Origin of the sequence: Nonomuraea sp. ATR24, from assembly GCF_041950485.1 — a bacterium.
GTDB lineage: Bacteria > Actinomycetota > Actinomycetes > Streptosporangiales > Streptosporangiaceae > Nonomuraea > Nonomuraea ceibae.
In genome coordinates this window covers 413,068-433,682 of record NZ_JBGNUU010000005.1, presented here as the reverse complement: position 1 = coordinate 433,682, position 20,615 = coordinate 413,068, and the positions used below count along the sequence as shown (strand labels likewise).

Annotated in this window: 24 protein-coding genes and 1 tRNA gene; 18 read left to right on the top strand and 7 right to left on the bottom strand. The window is 65.3% G+C overall.

Features of this window, described 5'->3' with window-relative positions; translation table 11 throughout:
* The first annotated feature begins 109 nt into the window (after window positions 1-109).
* From ACBI99_RS16370 to ACBI99_RS16355, 4 genes are all read left to right on the top strand, one after another.
* Complete coding sequence (locus ACBI99_RS16370; protein WP_357584806.1) at window positions 110-2,368, top strand: NB-ARC domain-containing protein; 2,259 nt, start codon at window positions 110-112, stop codon at window positions 2,366-2,368.
* A gap of 162 nt (window positions 2,369-2,530) precedes the next feature.
* Window positions 2,531-2,977: a hypothetical protein gene (locus ACBI99_RS16365; RefSeq protein WP_375072619.1), complete on the top strand. Its 447-nt coding sequence runs from the start codon at window positions 2,531-2,533 to the stop codon at window positions 2,975-2,977.
* Between the two features lie 181 nt (window positions 2,978-3,158).
* Window positions 3,159-3,599: a cupin domain-containing protein gene (locus ACBI99_RS16360; protein WP_357584804.1), complete on the top strand. Its 441-nt coding sequence runs from the start codon at window positions 3,159-3,161 to the stop codon at window positions 3,597-3,599.
* Window positions 3,600-3,718: 119 nt separating this feature from the next.
* Window positions 3,719-3,922 (top strand): hypothetical protein, encoded by a 204-nt coding sequence (locus ACBI99_RS16355; protein WP_246643628.1) that lies wholly within the window; start codon window positions 3,719-3,721, stop codon window positions 3,920-3,922.
* 366 nt (window positions 3,923-4,288) lie between these two features.
* Here ACBI99_RS16355 and ACBI99_RS16350 read toward each other — a convergent pair whose 3' ends face one another.
* The 3 genes from ACBI99_RS16350 to ACBI99_RS16340 form a co-directional block, all read right to left on the bottom strand.
* Window positions 4,289-4,393, bottom strand: a complete 105-nt coding sequence (locus tag ACBI99_RS16350; protein WP_375072690.1) for a WhiB family transcriptional regulator — start codon at window positions 4,391-4,393, stop codon at window positions 4,289-4,291.
* 58 nt (window positions 4,394-4,451) lie between these two features.
* Window positions 4,452-5,174 (bottom strand): STAS domain-containing protein, encoded by a 723-nt coding sequence (locus ACBI99_RS16345; protein ID WP_375072618.1) that lies wholly within the window; start codon window positions 5,172-5,174, stop codon window positions 4,452-4,454.
* A gap of 124 nt (window positions 5,175-5,298) precedes the next feature.
* Window positions 5,299-5,733 (bottom strand): hypothetical protein, encoded by a 435-nt coding sequence (locus ACBI99_RS16340; RefSeq protein WP_375072617.1) that lies wholly within the window; start codon window positions 5,731-5,733, stop codon window positions 5,299-5,301.
* Window positions 5,734-6,108: 375 nt separating this feature from the next.
* Here ACBI99_RS16340 and ACBI99_RS16335 point away from each other — a divergent pair, with 375 nt between their 5' ends.
* The 6 genes from ACBI99_RS16335 (at window position 6,109) to ACBI99_RS16310 (ending at window position 11,487) form a co-directional block, all read left to right on the top strand.
* Window positions 6,109-6,909, top strand: a complete 801-nt coding sequence (locus tag ACBI99_RS16335) for an SDR family NAD(P)-dependent oxidoreductase (protein WP_219499356.1) — start codon at window positions 6,109-6,111, stop codon at window positions 6,907-6,909.
* 342 nt (window positions 6,910-7,251) lie between these two features.
* On the top strand, window positions 7,252-7,899 hold the full coding sequence (locus ACBI99_RS16330; RefSeq protein WP_375072616.1) for a DUF6461 domain-containing protein: 648 nt from the start codon (window positions 7,252-7,254) through the stop codon (window positions 7,897-7,899).
* A gap of 476 nt (window positions 7,900-8,375) precedes the next feature.
* Window positions 8,376-8,702: a hypothetical protein gene (locus ACBI99_RS16325; protein ID WP_375072615.1), complete on the top strand. Its 327-nt coding sequence runs from the start codon at window positions 8,376-8,378 to the stop codon at window positions 8,700-8,702.
* Window positions 8,703-8,823: 121 nt separating this feature from the next.
* Window positions 8,824-9,807, top strand: coding sequence for a PIN domain-containing protein (locus ACBI99_RS16320; protein ID WP_375072614.1), 984 nt, complete (start codon window positions 8,824-8,826; stop codon window positions 9,805-9,807).
* Between the two features lie 104 nt (window positions 9,808-9,911).
* Window positions 9,912-10,244: a divalent-cation tolerance protein CutA gene (cutA, locus tag ACBI99_RS16315; RefSeq protein ID WP_375072613.1), complete on the top strand. Its 333-nt coding sequence runs from the start codon at window positions 9,912-9,914 to the stop codon at window positions 10,242-10,244.
* Window positions 10,245-10,617: 373 nt separating this feature from the next.
* The gene (locus tag ACBI99_RS16310; protein WP_375072612.1) at window positions 10,618-11,487 is read left to right on the top strand and encodes a hypothetical protein; all 870 of its coding nucleotides are present in this window, start codon (window positions 10,618-10,620) and stop codon (window positions 11,485-11,487) included.
* Between the two features lie 76 nt (window positions 11,488-11,563).
* Here the strand turns inward: ACBI99_RS16310 and ACBI99_RS16305 are convergent, their stop codons facing one another.
* Window positions 11,564-12,991, bottom strand: coding sequence for a hypothetical protein (locus ACBI99_RS16305; protein WP_375072611.1), 1,428 nt, complete (start codon window positions 12,989-12,991; stop codon window positions 11,564-11,566).
* 115 nt (window positions 12,992-13,106) lie between these two features.
* Entirely contained in the window at window positions 13,107-13,304 is a 198-nt protein-coding gene (locus ACBI99_RS16300) for a hypothetical protein (protein WP_375072610.1), read from the bottom strand.
* Between the two features lie 278 nt (window positions 13,305-13,582).
* Here ACBI99_RS16300 and ACBI99_RS16295 point away from each other — a divergent pair, with 278 nt between their 5' ends.
* From ACBI99_RS16295 to ACBI99_RS16260, 8 genes are all read left to right on the top strand, one after another.
* Complete coding sequence (locus ACBI99_RS16295; RefSeq protein ID WP_375072609.1) at window positions 13,583-14,236, top strand: hypothetical protein; 654 nt, start codon at window positions 13,583-13,585, stop codon at window positions 14,234-14,236.
* Between the two features lie 318 nt (window positions 14,237-14,554).
* The gene (locus ACBI99_RS16290; protein ID WP_375072608.1) at window positions 14,555-14,914 is read left to right on the top strand and encodes a hypothetical protein; all 360 of its coding nucleotides are present in this window, start codon (window positions 14,555-14,557) and stop codon (window positions 14,912-14,914) included.
* Window positions 14,915-15,302: 388 nt separating this feature from the next.
* Complete coding sequence (locus tag ACBI99_RS16285; RefSeq protein WP_138690407.1) at window positions 15,303-15,491, top strand: hypothetical protein; 189 nt, start codon at window positions 15,303-15,305, stop codon at window positions 15,489-15,491.
* Window positions 15,492-15,523: 32 nt separating this feature from the next.
* Entirely contained in the window at window positions 15,524-15,862 is a 339-nt protein-coding gene (locus ACBI99_RS16280; RefSeq protein WP_375072607.1) for a hypothetical protein, read from the top strand.
* Window positions 15,859-17,685, top strand: coding sequence for a cell division protein FtsK (locus ACBI99_RS16275; RefSeq protein ID WP_375072606.1), 1,827 nt, complete (start codon window positions 15,859-15,861; stop codon window positions 17,683-17,685). Before ACBI99_RS16280 ends, ACBI99_RS16275 begins: the two co-directional genes overlap by 4 nt.
* A gap of 150 nt (window positions 17,686-17,835) precedes the next feature.
* Complete coding sequence (locus ACBI99_RS16270; RefSeq protein WP_375072605.1) at window positions 17,836-18,012, top strand: helix-turn-helix domain-containing protein; 177 nt, start codon at window positions 17,836-17,838, stop codon at window positions 18,010-18,012.
* Between the two features lie 102 nt (window positions 18,013-18,114).
* Window positions 18,115-18,267, top strand: a complete 153-nt coding sequence (locus tag ACBI99_RS16265) for a CopG family ribbon-helix-helix protein (protein ID WP_106240258.1) — start codon at window positions 18,115-18,117, stop codon at window positions 18,265-18,267.
* 4 nt (window positions 18,268-18,271) lie between these two features.
* Complete coding sequence (locus ACBI99_RS16260; RefSeq protein WP_375072604.1) at window positions 18,272-19,453, top strand: tyrosine-type recombinase/integrase; 1,182 nt, start codon at window positions 18,272-18,274, stop codon at window positions 19,451-19,453.
* Between the two features lie 102 nt (window positions 19,454-19,555).
* On the opposite strand, the gene ACBI99_RS16255 is transcribed toward ACBI99_RS16260, so the two are convergent.
* Together ACBI99_RS16255 and ACBI99_RS16250 are read right to left on the bottom strand one after the other, a co-directional pair.
* Window positions 19,556-19,629 (bottom strand) — tRNA-Pro (locus ACBI99_RS16255).
* A 61-nt stretch (window positions 19,630-19,690) separates the two neighbouring features.
* Complete coding sequence (locus ACBI99_RS16250; RefSeq protein ID WP_219499360.1) at window positions 19,691-20,584, bottom strand: metallophosphoesterase; 894 nt, start codon at window positions 20,582-20,584, stop codon at window positions 19,691-19,693.
* Window positions 20,585-20,615: the final 31 nt, after the last annotated feature.

Below are 20,615 nucleotides of genomic sequence, written 5' to 3'. Positions count from 1 at the left end.
CGTGGCTCCCTCGGCAGGACACGGGCGCAGCCGGCGGCTCACTCGGCGCTGAGTTGTTTGGATCATGCCGTTCGATGGCCCGGGGTTCGGGCCGTTTCAAGGAGGATGGATGAGCAGCTCGTTCGGCCTGCTTCTGCGGAGCCTGCGGCAAGCCGCGCAGTTGACGATCGAGGAACTGTCGCACGCGTCCGGTGTGAGCGTGCGGGCCATCGGCGACATGGAGCGCGGTGTCAGCCGCGGTCCGCAGAAGCGCACGGTGGGAGCGTTGGCCGAAGCGTTGCAGCTGGATGACGCCCGGCGGGTGGAGCTGATCGAGGCCGCGCGGGCGGGCCGGCCGCGACCGAGCGGCCCGGTGGCCGGCGCGTGCGAGCTGCCGCGTGAAGCGGGGGATTTCACCGGCCGGGCGCGGGAGCTGGAGCTGCTGCGGCACCTGGCCGAGCAGGCCGGGACCGGGGAAGCCGCGGTGGTGGCCACCATCTCCGGCACCGCAGGAATCGGGAAGACGGCCTTGGCCGTGCACGCCGCCCGGCACCTGGCCGAGCTGTTCTCGGACGGCCGCTTCTACGTGGACCTGCGGGGCATGGACAGCGCTCCGCAGGCCCCCGGCGCAGTGCTGTCGCGGCTGTTGAAGGCGTTGGGTGTGGCCGAGCAGCGGATTCCGGGTGATGACGAGGAGCGGGCCAGGCTGTACAGGGAGCTGCTGATCGATCGCCGATGTCTGATCGTGCTGGACAACGCCGCCGATGAGGTGCAGGTGCAGCCGTTGCTGCCGGCGTCCGGACCGGGGATGACGATCATCACCAGCCGGCGCTCGCTGACCGGACTGGCGGGAGTGCGGCAGGTCCCGTTGAGCGAGCTTTCCAACGAGGAGGCGGCCGGGCTGCTGGAATCCATCGTGGGGAAGCAGCGGATCGAGGCGGACCCGGACAGCGCAGCCGAGTTGGCCCGGCTGTGCGGGAATCTGCCGCTGGCGGTACGGATCGCCGGGAACCGGTTGCAGAGCCGGCCGGGGTGGACGATCGGCCAGCTTGCCGGACGTCTGGAGGACGAGGGACGCCGACTGGAGGCCCTGGCGGTAGGTGATCTGGCGGTCACCGCTGCGTTCACGTTGTCATATCAGCAAGTGTCCGGGCTGGCGAGGATCGCGTTCCGGCGTCTGGCGCTGGCGGCCGGATCGGACTTCGGCATACCGTTGGCCGCGATCGTGCTGCAGGCGGACCCGTTCGAGGCCGAGGACGCGCTGGAAGAGCTGGTTGAGCTGGGGCTGCTCACCTCGCCGTACGCCGGCCGCTACGTCTACCACGACCTGGTCCGCTTGTACGCCCGTGCCCAATTGGAGCAGGAGGATCCGGTCGAGGCGCGGGAAGCGGCGCGGTGGAGGATGGAGACCTGGCTGCTGGAGGTCGCGGTGGTCGCCGGGCGCTGGTTCGAGCCCGGGTACGGGGCGCCGCCGCCCGAATGGCGTTCCGCCGTCACGCTCGACAGCCGGGAGGCGGCGGGCGAGTGGCTGCAGGCGGAGGGCGTGGCCTGGCTGGAGGCACTGCGCTCGGCGGCCCGGCGTCACGAGCACGGGACGGTGGTCGAGGTGGCCGAGTCCATGCACTGGTTCTCGGACCAGGTGAGGAGATGGGGGCACTGGCGCGAGGTGTTCGAGCTGTCCTCCGGTGCGGCACGGGCGATGGGGGACCGGCTGCAGGAGGCGGTGCATCTCAACTATCTGTCCTGGGCCCTGTCCGTGTGCGAAGGCCGGATGGAGGAGTCGGAGAGGACGGCGTTGCGGGCGTTCGAGCTGGCCGGCGAGGTCGGTGACCTGCGCCAGCAGGGGTGGGCGCTGTTCTACGCCGGCTGGCCTGACTACGGCGATCCGGCGAAACTCGAGCGCGAGGTGGACTACAGCCGGCGAGCGGCCGACCTCCTCCTGCGGGCGGCGGACCTGGAGGGCTACCCCCAGGCCAGGATGACCCACATTCTCAACCTGCGGCGAGCGGGCCAGACGCAGGAGGCCCTGCGGCGCAGTCTGGCGCTGGTGGCCGCGTTGCGTGACCCCTCGTACGGCGGTTCCCCGGCCATCGTCGCCTACAGTCTCGGAGCCGCCTTGAGCCATCTCGGCCTCACCTACGTCGCGCTCGAACGCTGGACGGAGGCGGTCGACGCCTTCCATCAGGCGGTGCCCGTGCTTAACAGCCACTCCATTCCCCCTGCCCTGGCCTACACCCATCGCGGCCTGGGCATCGCGCTGCGGGAGTTGGGCCGGGTCGAGGAGGCCCGCCAGGCATTGGCGGAGGCGGCACGGCTGTTCGAGGAGGACGGCGACGACGCGCAGGCGGCTGATGTGGTCAAGAAACTTGAGGAGACAGGCGAAAACTAACCTCCTCCGCCTTTCTGTCACAACTCGCCGGGTCGTCCGGTCAAAGGGCGTGATCGCAACAACGGCGAGGAGCGCGTCCTCCACGCGTCTCCGGCGGGCGGAAGCGGAGACGGTGTAATGCATGCCCTCCTCCACACGGTGGGCGTTCTGGCCGGATGCGCCGTGGCACTCGCCCCGATCCTGCTGCCCTCCGTACGTTCCGCGAGAAGGTGGCCGTACATCGTGATGGCGCTCGGCATGGCGGCCGGGCATCTTGGTGGCTGGTTCCTCTGCGCCGCGGTGCTCGCGCTGCTGACCGCCGGCTGGCTCTGCGGCTCCCCCATACGCCGCGCGGAGACCGGTCATCACATCCAGGACTTCGTGTTCATGCCGATCCTCATGGTGCTGACGGCGTCCGGCGGGCCTGCTCTCACCGGCGCTTCGTCCGGGCACGCGCATGGAGGAGGGTCGACGGCCACGGTGGCCCTGGTCATCGGCCTGACCTGGACCTGCGCTCGGCTCATCCGCGTCCTGCCGGTGCGGGGAGCGGAGCGAAAGAGGCTCGACCAGGACGTGTGCTCGGCCGGAATGGCGGCCGACATGACCTTCATGGCGGCGCTGGCGCTGTGACGCGACGACAGTCCGCGCCATCCGCCGACCTGGGGCCGGGCATCGGCGTCAAGCGAGCTGGGCGCTGAGGCGCCCCAGCAGGAGCGCTGTTCACGACGGTGTCACATATCGGGGCCGTTGTCTGGTCTGAGCTACTGATCGGCCGGAACGAGCCGGCCACGGTTTCGCGAAGGGACGCCTGATGAGCATCGATCACGCTCACGCTCACCACCTTGAGAGCCCCGACACGAGCGGGCCGCCACCGAAGATCGACGTGGTCGCCACCGTAGCGGGAGCGCCGCCCGCGCCGGAGGGCGCCGAGGCGATGACGATCCTGGTCACACTGCCGCCGAACAGCCCCGGCGCGCCGCCTCACCGGCACTCCGGGCCCGCCTATGGGTACGTGATCAAGGGAGCCATCAATTTCGAGCTCGAAGGCGAACCTGTGCGGGTTGTCCGGGCCGGTGAGGCGTTCTGGGAGCCAGGTGGGGACGTGATTCATTACCAGGACGGCAACCACCTGGCTGATGAGGAGTCGGCGTTCGTGGTGACGATGTTCTGCGCGCCTGGGCAGCCGATGCTGACGCCGGTCAGCTCCGAGGAGTTGGAAGCTCGGCGAGACCGTCGCGCACCGCAGTCATGACCAAGGTGTCGCTGACCGCACTCGTCCACCAGCTGCTCACGCACGCTCGCGAGGCGAACAGGGGTCGCAGTGCCATCACTGTCCACGGTGGACACGATCGTTCGCTGCGGCAGACCGTCATGGCGTTGCGGCAGGGCGAGCACATTCACGAGAGCGAGCATCCCGGCGAGGTCACGGTGCACGTGCTGCGCGGGCGGGTGCGGCTTGTCGCCGGGCCTGACTCATGGGACGGGCTGCCCGGCGACCTGCTGGTCATGCCGGAACGCCGCCACCGCATGGAGGCTGTAGAGGACTGCGCGTTCCTGTTCACCACCGCACGTTGAACAAGGAGAGGGCGGGAACCGGGGTCGGTTCCCGCCTTCAGCATGTACGCCCGGTATGGTCCGATTGCTTGGCTGCCAGGGGAGCCCCGGTACGCGGGGTAGTGATTGCGCTCCTGCCACCCGGCCGGGTCGGGGTCGGGAAGGTCAGAAGCGCCAGGCACGGTATCTCCTCGACGGCCTCCGGGTAGCGTCGCGTGCGTGGCTCGACAGTCCGCCGCAGACTGTACAAGGGGTGTCGATCCGGCCGCGGCGGGGATCTTGCCCAGGGTGGCGTCGTCATCGGGCACCAGCATCCGCTCACCCGGCCCGCGCTAACGCATTTCCCGCCACCGGCTGCCGCCATTCACCAGTCTGCATCCGGCGCTGTCAGGCCGTAGCCAGCCGTTGGCGGGGGGTGCGCAGGGCCCAGCCGAGGCAGGACGCTCGTACGGGACAGGTCTGGCAGAGGGGATCGGGCCTCTCGGCGCTGATGGAACTGATGAACAGCCATGATCTACCTCGAACGATGGGTCGGCATGGCCGGGGTGTTTCAGGTGGTCAGGATGGTGGCGAGGGCCTGCTCGACCGTGCTGTGAACCGGCAGAAGCGCTTGTAGCCGGACGAGTTGGAGCAGCCGGGCGGGGACGCCACGAACCCCGGCCAGCCGTACGCCCGCGTTGTCGGCGGTGGCCTGGCGGTGGCTGGATATCAGCACCCGCAGGCCTGAGCAGTCCAGGAAGGACACCTCGGTCAGGTCGAAGACCACGTGGTCGCCGGGCCGGCGGACCCTCTTGACGTAGCAGGCCAGTTGGCCGCTGTTGGCGAGATCGATCTCACCGCCAACCGCGATCACGCTCGTCCCGGGAAGGTGCCGATGCCTCAGCGTCAGCGACGTGGTGGCAGCTCTCTCGGTTACGGCCGAAAGGTCGGGCCGCAGAGAGGAGACCGTACGCTCACCATGAACCCGTCGTGCCGGCGCCTGTCGCTGGTGTGCCGGGAGCGGTGTAGATCCGGAAACGCCGGCCTCAGGGGGCATGGAAGATCCTGTTCCAGACGCAGGCTCCGCCGAACCGACCGGCCGGCGCTTGCCGGACGCGTCGAGTCGCGGAAGGAATCCCGAGGCGATGACCAGCGTGTTCTGATGCCGGTGCACGTACGCGGTTGCGTCGGTGGGCACGTCGTCGACCGCCCCGTCCACGGAGCGCGGCTGGATCGAGGGCTGATGAGGCGCGGTCCTGGCCGCTATGAACGCCGCAGCGTCGTCGTCGATCATCGCCGCCCCCGGGTCCTGGTCCGGTCGACGTCCAGTCCGTCGGCTTCGCGCTTCACGTTCAAGGGGTGTTCGTGGGTCGGTCACAGTTGCAGCTTTCTGTGGCGGATCGACAGGTTCGTGGCGGTCACATGCGCCCGTCTTCGGTGGCGAGCGGGAACAGGGAGCCGTTCTCCAGCTCCGTGATCGCGGCCAGAATGCCGCGCAGCCCCACCTGCTCGCGCTCGGTCTCGGTGGGATCGACCAGCCACTCGGTGACCGGCAGATCGCGGGGGTGCTGCGAGTGACACAGGTCGGCCGTGTGCAGTTCGATCGCGACCACGACCTTGAGCTCGTGCAGGAAATCACTTTCATCGGTGGGGCAGCTCATCCCTCCACCAAAGGCTTGCGTAGACAGGTTCGCCTCACCGACGAATGAGGTGGGAAGCGCGCGGGGTGGCAGGCGCGAAGGGTGCCGGATGGTCGCCGACGGCGCGCCAGCCGGCCCCGGGGGCGCCGGGTGAGGCTTGGAGGTCGCTTCGGCGAGTTCCTGCGCCGCAGGCTCAAGGATGTTGTCGTTCATGGGGAAGTCACCGCTTCATCGTGATTTTCGTTCGGACCTTGCAGGCTCCGTGCGCGTTGTCCGCGCAGGCCTTCGGGAAGGCGGGCTTTTCGGGTTGCCTCGCCCACGTAGACCGGGCGCCCCCCGGATCCGTGACAGCGGGATCGAGACAGGACCGCCATCGTCCAGGTCAAGAGGGCTCTCCCCCGCGCTTGGCGTGGGCCGTGGGTTCACCGCCCGAGATCAATGACCCGTCCAGCGATCGGTGACAGGCCACTGGCTGGACGCGGCGCACCTGACGGTCCTCGTACATTCGTGCGATGTGCCCTGTTGCTTTTACCGGCACGGTGTCTTCACCGCCTCCTGCTGGGGGAGGCCGACATCGGGTGGATATGCATGGCTGTCTGGTTCATCACGGGCGCGGTACGAGGCATCGGGCACCGCGTAGCCCGCGAAGCGCTGCGGCGAGGACACCGGGTGGTTGCCACTGACCGTGACCTGGCGGCGGTTACGGAAGCCTTCGCCGGGATGGGTGGTGAAGTGCTCCCCCTGGAGCTGGATCTGATGCGGCCGCAGGCGCCGACGGCGGCGGTCGAGCAGTCGATGCGCCGCTTCGGCCGGATCGACGTGCTCGTCCACGATGTGGCCAGGACCGTCCGCGCCCCCCTGCGGGAGACGACCGACGCGCAGGCTCGGGCCCTGTTCGACATCAACGTCGTCGGTATGCTCGCCATGGCCCGCGCCGTGCTGCCGGTACTGAGCGCGCAGCAGGCCGGCCGGATCATCGTCGTAGGCTCGGCTGCCGGCTTCTCGGCCCCGGCCGGTTCGGGTCTGTATGGCGCCTCCATGGCGGCCGTCGAGGCGCTGTGCGAGACCCTCCGCGCTGAACTGGAGGAGTTCGGCGTCTGCGTGACCGTCGTCGAACTCGGCCGTTTCGCCACCCTCCCGCCGGTCTTTGATCGCGGCTCACTCTTGCCTGGAGATCCACGCAAGGCGGCTGTCGCGATCCTCGACCTCCTGACCGTCGACGATCCTCCGTTGCGGCTGCAGCTCGGTGCCGACGCCGTTGCTCACGTCGAAGCCAAACTCGAGCACGTGGCTCAGGAGCTCGACCTGTGGCGCCCGGTCTCGCTCAGCACCGCATCCGACCACGATCTACCCCGACAGAACGGTCACCGGCCGCCGGAAGACGAGTGATGTCGGTGCGGCATCGAGCGGGGCCCCGACCAGCCAGACTGCGCCTGCCGACGATGCCATCCTCTGGACGTCGATGATTCATCCGTGCAGGTCGTTGAGGTGGTGCGCACTCTTGTGCTCCTGCCGCGCCCTACGCGGGAAGATCGGCGCCAGGTCCGCACCCTGTACGCCGTCACATTCGGTGGAGTCCTCCCGCGCCCGTGTGACATGTCTTTCCCGCCAGAGATCGACCAAGTCGATAGGCGCTGCCCGCACCACGCCACCACCATCGTGCAATGAAAGCGCTGCTCCTCCAGAGTTGACGATGCTCATTGTGTCGGTAGGTGCTGCGAGCATGACGACATGATCGCTACTCCTGACGACAACACCCGGTTCTCCGATGTGAGCTCTGCCATGGGGGACGGCTACTGCTTCACCTATGTCCGCGGCTTGGCGCTCGAGGAAGTGGCGACCCGGCTCGGTGGCTGGTTAGGGGAGTTCACGCCTATGACGCTCGAGGAACTGGCCGGGGTCGCCTACTCCCGTTACGACGGGAAGAACATGTTCTTCGGTGCCGTCGCCATCGAAGACTGGGTACTCCTCGTCGAGCCCCTCGGCTCGCTCGGCGTCACCGAGGAGATCATCCTGCCGCTGTCGGCGAGGACCCGCCTCGTCTCCCAGTACTACCTCGACATCAAGTGCATGGACTACTTCTACTGGATCGAAGACGGAAAAATCCGGTTCGAGTACATGAACCAGGACGGCTACTCCCACTGGATCAAAGACGGAAAGATTCAGCTTGAGTTTCCATACCCGGAGCGCTACTCAGAGGAGATGCCGGACGAACTCGCGGAGACCATGCAGCGGATCGACTCCGTCTTTCCACCACACACCTACCCACACGAAGGGCCGGCGTTCCTCTTGGCCGAGAGTCTCACCGGGATCACGCTGAGACCGCAACTGCTGGAAGAGTCCACCTACTTGTGCGGAGGCATTCCCAGCCCGAGGTGAGCGGAACGTGGTCCTTCTCCGAGGCCGCCTATAAAGGGCATGCTGCCGGGGAGCCCGCTCTCACTGATACTGACCGAGCGGAGGACCTGTATGTGCAGGCGTACCAACATCCGTGAGGAGTTGGGCACGCCCGTGAAGGTCATGGCTCGCGAGCCAGAGGGCGGGATGCGGAACTCCTTGGGGCCTCTCAGCGGTAGAGGAGGGCGTAGTCGCTCAGAAGACAAGAGAGGCCGCTTCCGATCTTCGGAAGCGGCCTTCTACCTGTGGCAATACTGTCGGGGTGGCGGGATTTGAACCCACGACCTCTTCGTCCCGAAGGAAGACCGGGGAGTCTGGGAGTGTCGATTTGAGTCGATCGGGGTGCCTCTCACCTTAGAGAACACTCCGGAGAGGACGCGGGAAGTCTGAGGGAGCCGCAAGGCGGTGGCTCCCAAACTTGGCTCCCGTGGCTCCTCCCCGGAATGGGAGAGGAACCCATGATCAACGAGTACCTTCCCGACGACAATGACGGGCGTTTCCCTGAGGGCACCCCCGTTCTTGTCAGATATCCCCTACACGATGACCGGAACAACGATCGCGACCTGTGGCCGTGGCTACCTGGCATCATCCTGGCCCAGTGCGGTCCCGACGAGTGGCGGATAGTCGTCGAGGTGCCCGCTCTGGCCATACCTGACCCCAGCGTGCCCAACGGCGACGCTCCGGAGAACCTGCTCTACCCCGCTTGCTTCCGCGACGCGACCGAGATCCGTGCCGTCTGCATGCATGTGTGGCAGCGTGTGCGAAACGAGGCAGAGCACGGCTGACCCTTGGCAGACAGGCCACCGCCACCCGCTGGCGGTGGCCTGTGTGCTTGTTCACGTACGGAACTCCAAGGCAACCGATGTGGTCCCACCGTCTCGTGAAGGGCGCGAGTACGCTTTACGTGTGCTCCGGTTGCTGGTCGATACATCAGTCTGGCTCGACATGGCGAAACATCGCGATGGTCAAAAGCTGATTGTGCCCATCCGCGTGCTCTGCTTTCAGAAGCGTCTCCAATTGATCGTACCTTCGTTGATTGTTGACGAGTTTGAGCGGAATCGACCTCGGGTCGAGGCGTCTGTCTCAGCAAGTGTCGCAGAGCGTATCCGTCAGCTTAAGAACGATCTAAAGGAATACGGCGGGAACCAACGAGAGCAGTGGCTTGAGGAGATGAGCCACCGCTTGCCGCTACTCTCGGCCCTGTCGCTCAGAAACTTCAAAGAAATTAAGGATTTGTTGGACCATCCAACTGCGGTAGAGCCCACTGTCCGCCAACGGGCCTCGGTAGTCCAGAGAGCGTTGGATAAGAAGGCCCCGTTTCATCTGGCAAAGAACAGTGTCGCCGATGCTCTCCTAATTGAAGTCTTCCGGAGTGTGCTTAAAAGGAGCCGGGCATCGGATATCTGCTTATTCGCCACTTCCAATCACCAAGACTTTTCTCTTCAGAACGGCGATCGCAGAAAACCTCATCCTGACTTCGATGACATCTTCACCGACCAGCGCGCCCATTACCTGATGGGGCTGGAGGGCCTTGCTTCCGGGCTAAGAGAACACTTCGGCGAAGAATTCGAAGAGCTTGTCGAGGAAGTGGAGCTAGTCCAGGAGGAGCCTCGCACTCTCGTTGAGATCCTCGAAGCGGAGCGTGAGTACTTCGACAAGGTTTGGTACGTGCGCAGCTTAATTCGACAGGAGAGGGAAGAGCGCGGTGAAGTTGACCTGGTGCCGGAAGATCTGGCTTCCCAGAGGGAAGCCGCTATGCGACGTATTGAGGATCGGTACGGTGCAGACAATGTAGGCCCCTGGGATGACTGGGGTTGGGGTTTTGTGCATGGCAAGCTCTCGGCCCTCCGGTGGGTCCTAGGAAGCGAATGGGACTTTCTAGATACCTAGCGAACTGCTTCGCCAGTCCGATCCCCACACGTGGAGGAGGTGGGGCTATGGGCGTAATGTGACACCTAAGTGATCAGTACCTTCGGCTCAAGGGGAGCTGGGTTGTGAAGGGTTATATGCAGGTCCTGACTACCGTGCCGAGCGCTGATGAGGGGGCTGCCCTGGCGCGAAGCATTACCTCGCAACGCCTGGCCGCTGGCGTACAGATCATCGGGCCGATCCGGTCCTTGTACTGGTGGCGGGGCTCTTTGCGTGACGAGCAGGAATGGCAGTTGGTCATCAAGACTACACATGCTCTATTCGCCGCACTTGAGAACCACATCAAAGCCAACCATAGCTACGTGACGCCGGAAATCATCGCAATGGAAATTGCTGCCGGGAGCGACGACTACCTAGACTGGATTCGTACGGAGACGCAGAGAACTGACGCTTCGTAACAGGCCACCATTCCGGGGATCCGTGCACTGGTGGGGTTGAGTCTGGCTTGGCGTCTGCGTGGGACTCTGTGAGCGTTGATGAGAGCTGGTCGGGGGCTCTCTAGAAAACTTGCCGCGAAGTGTCAGCGGAGTGGCGTACGCTCTACAAGCGGGGAAATCCCGATGCGAAGCCCGTCACCGCGCACCCGGCTGCGAAGAGCTGCGAGATTGCGCTGGTGACGATGAGCGGTAGGAGACGGTTGTGACGGGCACAAGCCAAGAGCTCCCAAGTCGAAGAATTACGAATACCATAAAGGTCTTCGTACTTTCTCCTATTGTTCTGCTCTTTGGATCGGCAATCCGGTTGCTAGTAATCTCCGATTACGATCCATCTGTGGCAGGGGCCATCGCATCTTTGGGTGGAGTTACAGGTACGTTGCTCGGAACGCTGGTTCCCCTCATTCCGCCCTTCTTTCCATTATTGGTGATAGGTTTATTTCTGCTGCGTGCGTGGAAAAGCTTCCTTGTTGGATTGCTGGCGATGGCGGTCGCCGTGCCTGCATATGCAGGCATTCTGGAATCGCTCAGAGTGGGTTGGGAGTCCGCCGCTAACCTTTGGCATGTATTGTTTACACCAGGCAAAAGGGCGTTAGTCTGGCCATCCGTATGGCCAACGCTTATCTTTGCCGGCCTCGTCGTCACGTTTTTAGTATTTGACCGCTTCTCGGGCTGGCGTGAGCGTGTACGAGCGAACTTTCTGTGGGTGGATCAAATCAGAGAGGAGCGCCAAGGCGAAGGGAACGATGCGGAAAACGAACAAGGAAGCGCTTCTGAAGGCGAGGTAGACCAACCCCTACCCACAAAAGTCGGGGCGTTTGTTGGTCATAGCTTCGAAGCACTCATCAAAGGCATGTTCGCCGCAGTCCTATCGGTATTTACTTTCGCCTCTATTACTCACATATATCATGTGCCCTATGACTATTCAACTATCAAAGAGACCGTACGCAAACCGTGGCTCCCATTGGAAGTTATAGAAACGAAGACGTTTAGGTACGTCGGGTACTCCATTGCCGTTAAGGACGGATGGCATGCCATTCTGGTTGACGGCGATCGCGCCCTTCATTACGTCCAGGCTGCAGACGTTACTGATCGGCAGATTTGCAAGAAGGCGTCTGATCCGCTAAGTCAGCCTACCCCCATTGTCGACTTCTCGGGAGACAGGACACCTATCTGGAAAGTATGTCCAGTAATATCCGGTGGATAAGCTCAATGTATTGACGTCGTGGAGATCGCGTACTGGCCCAGGTCGCCCGGAAATAACTGCTGGTCATCCGACTGGATTAGCGCGGAGACGCGGAGAACTGACGCTTCGTGATGGCCAGGTCTTCGAGAAAGGCGCGGACTGACGGTTGGGTTTGCCAGCGTCGGAGTGCTTCTCCGATGACGATGAATCGTGGTAGCCAGATGCCAGATTCGGTTTCGCGGATGACGGCGAGACCGTCTCTCGCTGCTTTGGCTGCTTCTTTTACCGAGCCGTGCACGATGTGGGCGGTGGCGATGTCTCCGAGGATGATGCCTGCCCGCTTTCTCTCCACGTCGGACAGGCGTGCTATGACCTCGTGTGCGACTGCTTCGGCTTCGTCCAGTCGGCCGATCTGGGCGTAAGTGGAGATGGCGAAGGAGTCGAAGCGATCCCTGTCCAGGAAGCGGGTCCAGACGCGGTCTTCCTCCGGGTCGGCGATGTTGAACGCTTCGCGTGCCTCTTCCCACGACTGAAGGGCTGCTTCGCTTTCTCCGAGTGCCGCGCTTTCTTCCGCATGTCTAGCGGCAAGCCATGATGTGGTTCCAGGGGAGGTGTCCTTGGGCAAGTGCTGGAGAGCGGTTGTCAGGAGGGCTCGGGCTCTGCCGTGGTTACCCTTGCCGCTCGGTATGTAGCTTCTGTATCCGAACGCGCATGCGACGATAGCCGGGTCACCGGCTTCCTTCGATGCCTTCTCGGCGGTGTCGTAGAAGTTCCGTGCCGCAGAGATGTTGCCGAGGTCTGTTGCGATCCAGCCGGCAAGCACGCTGCTCTCGCCGGCGACCACGATCAAGCGTCTGCGAAGCTCATCCTTGGGATCCGTGGCTGTGCCGTTCAGGATGGTTCCGACCTCGTTCAGGTGAGCGGCCAGGCCCTTGAAGATCGTATGAGCGGGAAGCATCTCTTCGAGGCGGTGGAAACCGGCGGCTCTCGCCTCCATCTCTCGGACCACTGCTTCATCAAGGGCGCTGGGCCTGGACAGAGCGAATGCAACCTTCTCCCATGCCTCACTTTGAGCCAGAGCTGACTGGGCACCGAGTTGTCCGACCATGGCCAGTAGTTCGCGGCGCTTCAACGGCTCGCCCCTTTTCCCGATCGCTTCAGCGAAGAGCTGCAAGTCGAATGTGTCCGTAGGGATCTGGACCCCATCGCTGACGACTCGCACACCGCCCCCGCCACCGGAGGACGCCAAGCCCAGATGGCGCCGCAAGTGGCCAGGCATGCCCAAACCGTCAGCAAACGACTCAAATGTATGCTTTGCGGTCGGGACGCGCTTGCCGCTCTTGTACTCGCTGACGCGCCCTTGAGGGATCCCGGTGAGGTTCGCGATCTGGCCCTGGGTGATGCCGTACTTGGTCAGAATGCGGATAACTCCGCCGAGATCACGCTTTTTGCACACATCTTCCACGTCCTGACGTGCGAAAACAGTCTCAAGGACATGGCGAACTCGCTCTTGGTCCATCGTCATGGCGGCGTTCCGTTCCCCTGGTAGCGCAGCCTTTCGGGAGTAGTGGAGCTGTTCCAGTCCATCACACCGTGAGATATCACGGTGAGATTATGCGGAACCGCTTCGCTTGGAAACCTCACATCAGTCCGTGGCGCAGGTCAGAGCCGATCTGAGTGGTTTCGAAGATCCGCATTTGTCTGGCTTTCGCCATCCATTGCTCGGTGAGCGGATTGTGGGAGGCCGGCACATGACTCCGGAGCAAGAGACGACTCGTCTCGCTCCCATTACCGCCGTTGCCGTGGCTGACCGGCTGCAACGAGAGCTGGCCGCCCATGGGATCACGACCGATGTGAACGACGGCTACGGATTGGCCGTGGTGTCAGTGTCACGCGGTCTCGTGGTGTGGACGAACGGTGATCTCTTCTGGTGGTGTTCGGGCTGGAACGATCGACGAGACCGGCCCGTCTACGCCTGGCACCCAACGGCGGATCCGCAGAGAGCAGCACGGCGCATAGCCGCGCGCGTCGGAGACCTGCGATCGGCCACGCCCGTGCATCCCCAGCCCACACCGGCTCCATCCGGCAAGATGCCGCCCCGGAAGGGCGGTCCGGCGTGACCGGCTACTCAACGATCCCGTACACCATCGCGTTCGCCAACGAGCTGGTGAACGACCCGATCGGGTTCGTACCGCATGCGGGCAGGTTGCGGCTGGCCTATCTGCCGTCACGGCCCGGCGACTGGGTGAGCCTGCACACAACCAAGGTACGCAGCAAGGGAAGCATCCTGCGCGCCCGCATCCGCAACCTTCGCGACCATCCGGCCACGCGCGGCACAGAGCGCATGCGCAAGCTGCACACGCGCAGGCAGTGGAGGTGCATGGACAAGCTGCTGTGCCAGGTGTGCGGCACCCCAGCGACCGATTCCGCGTCGGGTCTGATCCCGTGGCCGCTGACCAAGACGGTATTCGAGCCCACCGGACTGCACAGCGGACGCACCAACGCCCCGCCGACGTGCTGGCGTTGCATTCCCAAGGCGTTGGAAGAGTGCCCCATGCTGCGTGAGGACTTCACCGTCTTCACCGTGACCACCGCCCGCAGCGTCGGCGTGCTGGCCGACCTGTACCGTCCCGGTCTGCTCGACACCGTCATGCCCACGGCTCACAACGTGTTCGTTGCCTGGGACGACTTCCAGCACCACCCCTACGCGCTCGCCACCGCCCAGGTAGTCGAGCTGCACGGGATGCAGGCCGTACCCGATCACCCCTGAGGAAGGCCCCACAGACGCGCGACGGTGCGGTTGACTGGCTCGCTCACACCTTGCCACCGTGTCCCGCATCGTCGCGTCAACGCCCCCGGCAGAGTCCTCTGCGCTCACGCGAGCGCCAGTTCCCAAGGACGCTGTCGGGGGTCCCTTCGCGCCGGCACCTGCCGTGAGCTGGGAGTTATCTCACCACGGGATCTGATCCATCTCATCGCCGGATGTTTTTGATCTCACTGCATGATCACATCGCGCGATGGGTTCACCCCTTCCCCGAAACCTACCTTCACCTCGTAGGTCACCGGAAACGGAAGGGATGTGATCTAGATGAGCCCAGCTCAGCGCCACCACCGCCGCGAACTGATCAGCGGGTTGCGCGCCCTGGCAGTCTTCCTGGACAGCCACCCGCAGGTGCCCGTTCCCAGGTACGGACCCGTCCGGGTGTCGGTGCACACCAACTACGACACCGACGCCTCCACCGAGGCCGAGGCCATCAACGAAGTCGGGCGCATCGCCACCCTACTGGGCACCACACCCATCACCGAGAACGGACACCACGTCGCCGGCATCGCCTTCAGCAGCGTCCGCTACGAAGCCATCCTGGTCACCCAAGCAGCGATGGAGCGCCGCGCCGCGCGGAACTCCTACCGCGACGTGATCGCCCTCGACGAGATCGAGGGGGCGTGAGCAGTGGACATCGGACTGTTCGTCGTGTTCCTGGCCCTGGCCCTGTCGATCGCCACGCTGACGCTGTTCGCGGTGGCGGTCGCCGTGATCCGCGCTGAGGACCGCCGCCACGCCCCCACCTGAACCCTGAGCCGCCGCCTGCTGGGCACCTACGCCCACCGCGGGCGGCCGACCGCCTATGCCGGGAGGAGGTGAAGCCCTGATGCGCACGTTCCCGTTCATGCCTGGCCGGTGCCCGTGCGGCGCCCCCGCAACGCCCGGCAACCAGCGGTGCCGCAAGTGCCGCGCCCGCTGGCGCTGGCACCGCCGTAAGTCCCGCCACGACGGCATCTGACCCACCCGTCCCCGTCTCGACCGTCGAACCCGTCTGCGAGAGGAGGTGAAGCCCATGACCGTCACTGTCCCACTGGTGTTCGTGTTCGGCGCTCTGGTGTTCATCGCCTGGCGTTACCTGGGACTGCGCTGGTGGCACGCGCTGATCACGCTGCTGTTCGGCTTCCTGCTGGCCGCCACCACGCTCGCACCCGACATCCGCGCCATCATGCGCGCCGCTTTGAGCTGGCTCACCAGCCACTGACCCCCGTTCCCGACCGAAGGACGTGATGCCTGATGACCCATCGCCACCCCTACCCCCACACCGATCTTCAGGAGGTTGCCCACCGCAACACCACCGCCGCCCAACTCCTGGCGGCACTCACCCCGACCTCCCTGCCCTCCGTCCGGGCGTACGTGATCGCAGCGCTCGGCGACATCGAGACCCTGATCGACGAGGTCACCGGCCTGCGCGCTGAGCTGGCCAGCATCCGCTACCAGCGCGCTAACCTGCTCGCCGCCATCCGCGCCACCCTGGCGGCTGACCGTGACGGTGACGACGACCCCCTGTACTACGTGCGCGACGAGCTGCACGCCCAGACCTATCCCGACCAGACGGCCGGTGAGGGCCGATGAGCCGGCACCGCGCCTCACGTCACCAGATACGCCGCAACGCGCGCCGGATGCGACGCTATGGCGTCCAACCCGTTGCCGGGATCGAGGACCTGGAGTTCGCGCCCCTGGCCATCGCCGGTATCGCCCGTCTGGCCTGGCGGTACCGGTCCGAACTCGCTCCGCTCACCGTGGTCGCGTCCGTCCTGGCCGGGAGCCTCGCCATGCGGCACTGGTTCCCCGAATGGTGGCCCACCCTGATCATCGCCACCGTCCTCGTGGCGGGCGCGCTGGCCCTCTGGGGCCGGTGGGTCAACCTGCCACGCCCGATCGAACGCGGCTACGCTGCCGTCACCACGGTGTTCGCCGGAGCCTGGCTCACCTTGGCCACCCACTTCGGGCCGTTCACGGACCCTCTGCCCGCCGTCCTGGGCATCGGCACCATCGTGCTGGCCGTGCCCTGGTGGGCGCACCGCCGCAGGCGTGCCCGCGTACGGGTAGAGCGCACGCTGGCAGCCTGGCCGGACATCGCCCAAGCCGTCGGCCTGGCCGGATCCCGCATCCAGTCAGCCATGGTGGACCTGTGGGGCTACCGCTTCCGCCTCGGACTGGGAGTCGGCCAGACCGTCGAAGACGCCATCAACGCCGTCCCCCGTCTGGAATCAGCGCTCGGCACCACACGCGGCGGCATCCGCGTCCAACCCGTGGCCAGCAAGAAGGCCAACCGCGCCGACGTGCGGGTGATCGAGACCGACCCGCACGCCGACGCCATCACCTGGCCAGGCCCGTCCATCACCTCCATCACGCAACCGGCCAAGCTGGGGCTGTTCGAGGACGGCGCGCCCGTCCGTGTCCCGCTGCTCAGGCGACATGCGCTGTTCGCGGGCATGTCGGGGGCTGGCAAGTCCGGAGGCGTCAACGTCCTGCTCGGCGACCTGACCGCCTGCCAGGACGTGATCCTCTGGGCCGTCGACCTCAAGCGCGGCATGGAACTGCTGCCCTGGGCATCGTGTATCGGTCGCATCGCCACCACCCCACAGGAGGCAGAAACCCTGCTCGCCGATGCCGTGGTCATCCTCGACGGCCGCGCCGACGACCTCACCAGGCGAGGCGAACGCGTCTGGGAGCCATCACCGGACAGACCGGCACTGATCATCGTCATCGACGAATACGCCGAACTGGCCAGCGAAGCCCCACGCGCGATCGACTACGCCGACTCCATCGCCCGACGTGGCCGCGCGCCGGCGGTCAACCTGATCGCCGCCACCCAACGCCCGTCCAAGGACGCGATGGGCAAGAGCGCGGTCCGCTCCCAGATGGACGTCCGGCTGTGCTTCCGCGTCCGGGAAGCCCGTGATGGGGATCTCGTCCTGGGGCAGGGCATGGTCAAGGCCGGATGGCACCCGCACAAGCTGGATGCTCCGGGCAAGTTCCTGATCAGCTCCCCGGAACACGACATCCCCCGCCGCGCCCGCAGCTACCTTCTCGACGATGAGGGCGTACAGGCCACCGCCGAACGGCACGCCGAACACCGTCCACCCCTCGACGAGGTTTCGGCCCAAGCCCTGGAACGCGCGGCTGAGATGCCCGCAGTACCCGCCCAGCCCACCGCCCGACCGTCGCCCAGACACGCGCGCGACAGCACCGTACGAACGGCTGAGGAGACCCTGACAGCCACGCTGAGACAGGCCCCGAGCGACGGGGTGAGCATCGGCGATCTCATGCGCGAGACCGGCATGCGTCGCACGTGGGTCTACCAACGCCTCCAGGACCTGAGCCGTGCCCGTCAGGTCGAACAGGTCTCTCGGGGGCGCTGGCGCGCACTCCCAGAGGTACACGATCCGTAATCGTCCGCGTCCGCCGTCCGCATCCGTCCGCGCGTCTGCGCGTGTAAAGGGCGTGGCAGACGCGGACGGACGAACGGACGAACAATCACATTCCGTTACCGATGACCGCGAGAGAGCCGCACACCCCGACGACCGAGAGGGGGGATGCACATGCAGGCATACACCGTCGAACAAGTCGCGGAGATGCTGAGCGTCGGACGTGACAAGGTCTACTTCCTTCTACGTACCGGCCAGCTCAAGAGCATCAAGATCGGCAAGCTTCGCCGGATCACCGATCGCCACCTTGCCGAGTTCGTCTCTTCGCTGGAAGCCGTGGACGAGGCGTAGAGCAACGTGCTACAACGTTCTACAGAGCCGGGTTGTGCGTCACCCGACGCACAACCCGGCGAGCGCCTCTTGATAACTGCATGACACGAAAGGAAGCCGTCTATGACGAGCGACCGAACAACCCTGCCTCCCGTACGCGTGGACACGGAACTCAAAGACCGTCTCCGCAAGTACGCCGAGTCGCAGGAACGAGATGTGTCGTGGGTGATCAGGAAGGCGATCGAGGAGTACCTCAACCGTCACGAGAAGGGGTGATCCCTTGGCCAAGATCCTGATCGGCAAGTACGAAGCGACCATCTATCCCGAGGGGGACGGCTACACCGGAGCCATCTCCCTCGGGTTCGGCCCCGACGGCAAACGTCAGCGCCTCAAGCGCAAGGGCAAGACCAAGGCCGTGGTCAAGGACAAGCTGATCAAGGCCGTCAAAGCGCTTGAGTCCGGCGTCACCGCGTCGGAGACCTACACCGTGCGTGATGCCGTCAACGACTGGCTCAGCAAGGGCCTCAAGGGCCGATCCGAGAACACCGTCACCAAGCTACGCATCCTCGCGGAGACGCACGTTATCCCCAGGCTGGGGAAACTCAAGCTCCAGCAGCTACGGGCAGATCACGTGGATGAATGGCTTGACGAGCTCTCAACTGACCTGGCCACCCGAACACTACGAGATGTTCACAGCGTGCTGAAGCGAGCCACCCGGCAAGCGCAAGCACGCGACCTGGTGCTGAGGAACGCCGCCGAACTGGTCACCACACCTACGGGCAAGGACGGCCGGCCCAGCAAGGCCCTCACCCGGCACCAGGCGGACGCGATGCTCAAAGCGGCGGAGTCGTCCGAACTACACGCCTACGTGGTGCTGAGCCTCACCACGGGCGTCCGTACCGAGGAAGCCCGCGCACTGCGCTGGGACCACGTCGTCGCCTGGATCCCCAGCCTCAAGGCGTGGCATCCGGTGACCGAGGCCGGGTTCAAGCACAAGAGGTTCGCCATCTACGTATGGCGAGCCGACCGAGTAGGAGGTGACACCAAGACCCGCAAGTCACGTCGGACGCTGGAACTGCCCAAGCTCGCCGCTGAGGCACTCCGGCACCACCACACGCGCCAGGCCGCCCACAAGCTCAAGGCGGGCGAGGCATGGCAAGATCACAACCTGGTGTTCTGTACGAACGTCGGCACCCCGCTCGACGCGGCGAACGTACGGCGAGCGTTCCGGCACATCACCAAGAACGCGGGGATCGGAACCGACTGGACACCCCGCGAACTGCGTCACTCATTCGTCTCGATCATGAGTGACCAGGGCGTACCCATCGAGACCATCGCCGATCTCGTCGGGCACGCGGGCACCAGCGTCACGGAAGCGGTCTACCGGCACCAGCTCAAGCCGGTGATCACCAAGGGCGCCCACACCATGAACACAATCTTCGGTGACAAGCCGACGGGTTGAGTCGAAGTGAGGTGGCTCCCCGATTGGCTCCTATCGACTTCCAGAAGCAGAAAAGGACCTGACCCGCTATGCGGATCAAGCCCTTTACCTGGTCAAAAAGCGTCGGGGTGGCGGGATTTGAACCCACGACCTCTTCGTCCCGAACGAAGCGCGCTGCCAAGCTGCGCTACACCCCGGTGCACGCCGTCTTGCTCGTGCCTGGGAAAGTCTAGCCGACTTCGGGCGTGCTTGTGACCGTCACCGTCGGGGAACCAGCGTGAGCAGCGACGCCTCCGGGAAACACGCGAAGCGGACGGGGGCGTACGGGCTGGTCCCGAGGCCGGCGGAGACGTGGAGCCAGGCGGAGTCGTGGCGGCTGAGGCCCTTGACGCGGGCGCGGTCGATGCCGCAGTTGGTGACGAGGGCGCCGTAGAAGGGGACGCAGAGCTGGCCGCCGTGGGTGTGGCCGGCGAGCAGGAGCTGGTAGCCGTCGGCGGCGAAGGCGGTCATGTTGCGCGGCTCGGGGGAGTGCATGACGCCGAGGCGCAGGTCGGCGTCCGCGGGGGCGGGGCCGGCGACGAGGTCGTAGCGGTCGCGGGAGATGTGGGAGTCGTGGATGCCGGCCACGGCGACGTCGAGGTCGCCGACCTTGAGGCGGGCGGTGGTGTTGTTCATGTCGAGCCAGCCTTCGGCGGCCATGCCGGCGCCGAGCTCTTCCCAGGGGAGGTTGGGGATGTGCTGGCGGCGTTCGTTGCGGGAGGTGCGCCACAGGTAGCGGGCCGGGTTCTTCGGCTGGGGGGCGTACAGGTCGTTGGAGCCGTACACGAACAGGCCGGGCCGGGCGAGCAGCGGCTCCAGGGCGTGCAGGAGCGACGGGACGGCGTCGGGGTGGGCGATGGAGTCGCCGGTGTTGACGACGAGGTCGGGCTCCAGCGAGCCGAGGGAGCGCACCCAGTTGATCAGCATGGTGCGGCGGGGCGTCAGGTGGAGGTCGGACAGGTGCAGGATGCGCACCGGCCGCTGACCGGGGGCGAGCACCGGCACGTCGAAGCGCCGCAGCCGGAACGAGTTGCGCTCCACGACCGAGGCGTATCCGAGCCCGGCCAGGCCGAGGCCGAGCACTGACAGGGGCACCGCGACTGCTTTCCTCACCTCTTCATGATGCCCGACATCCGGCACGGGG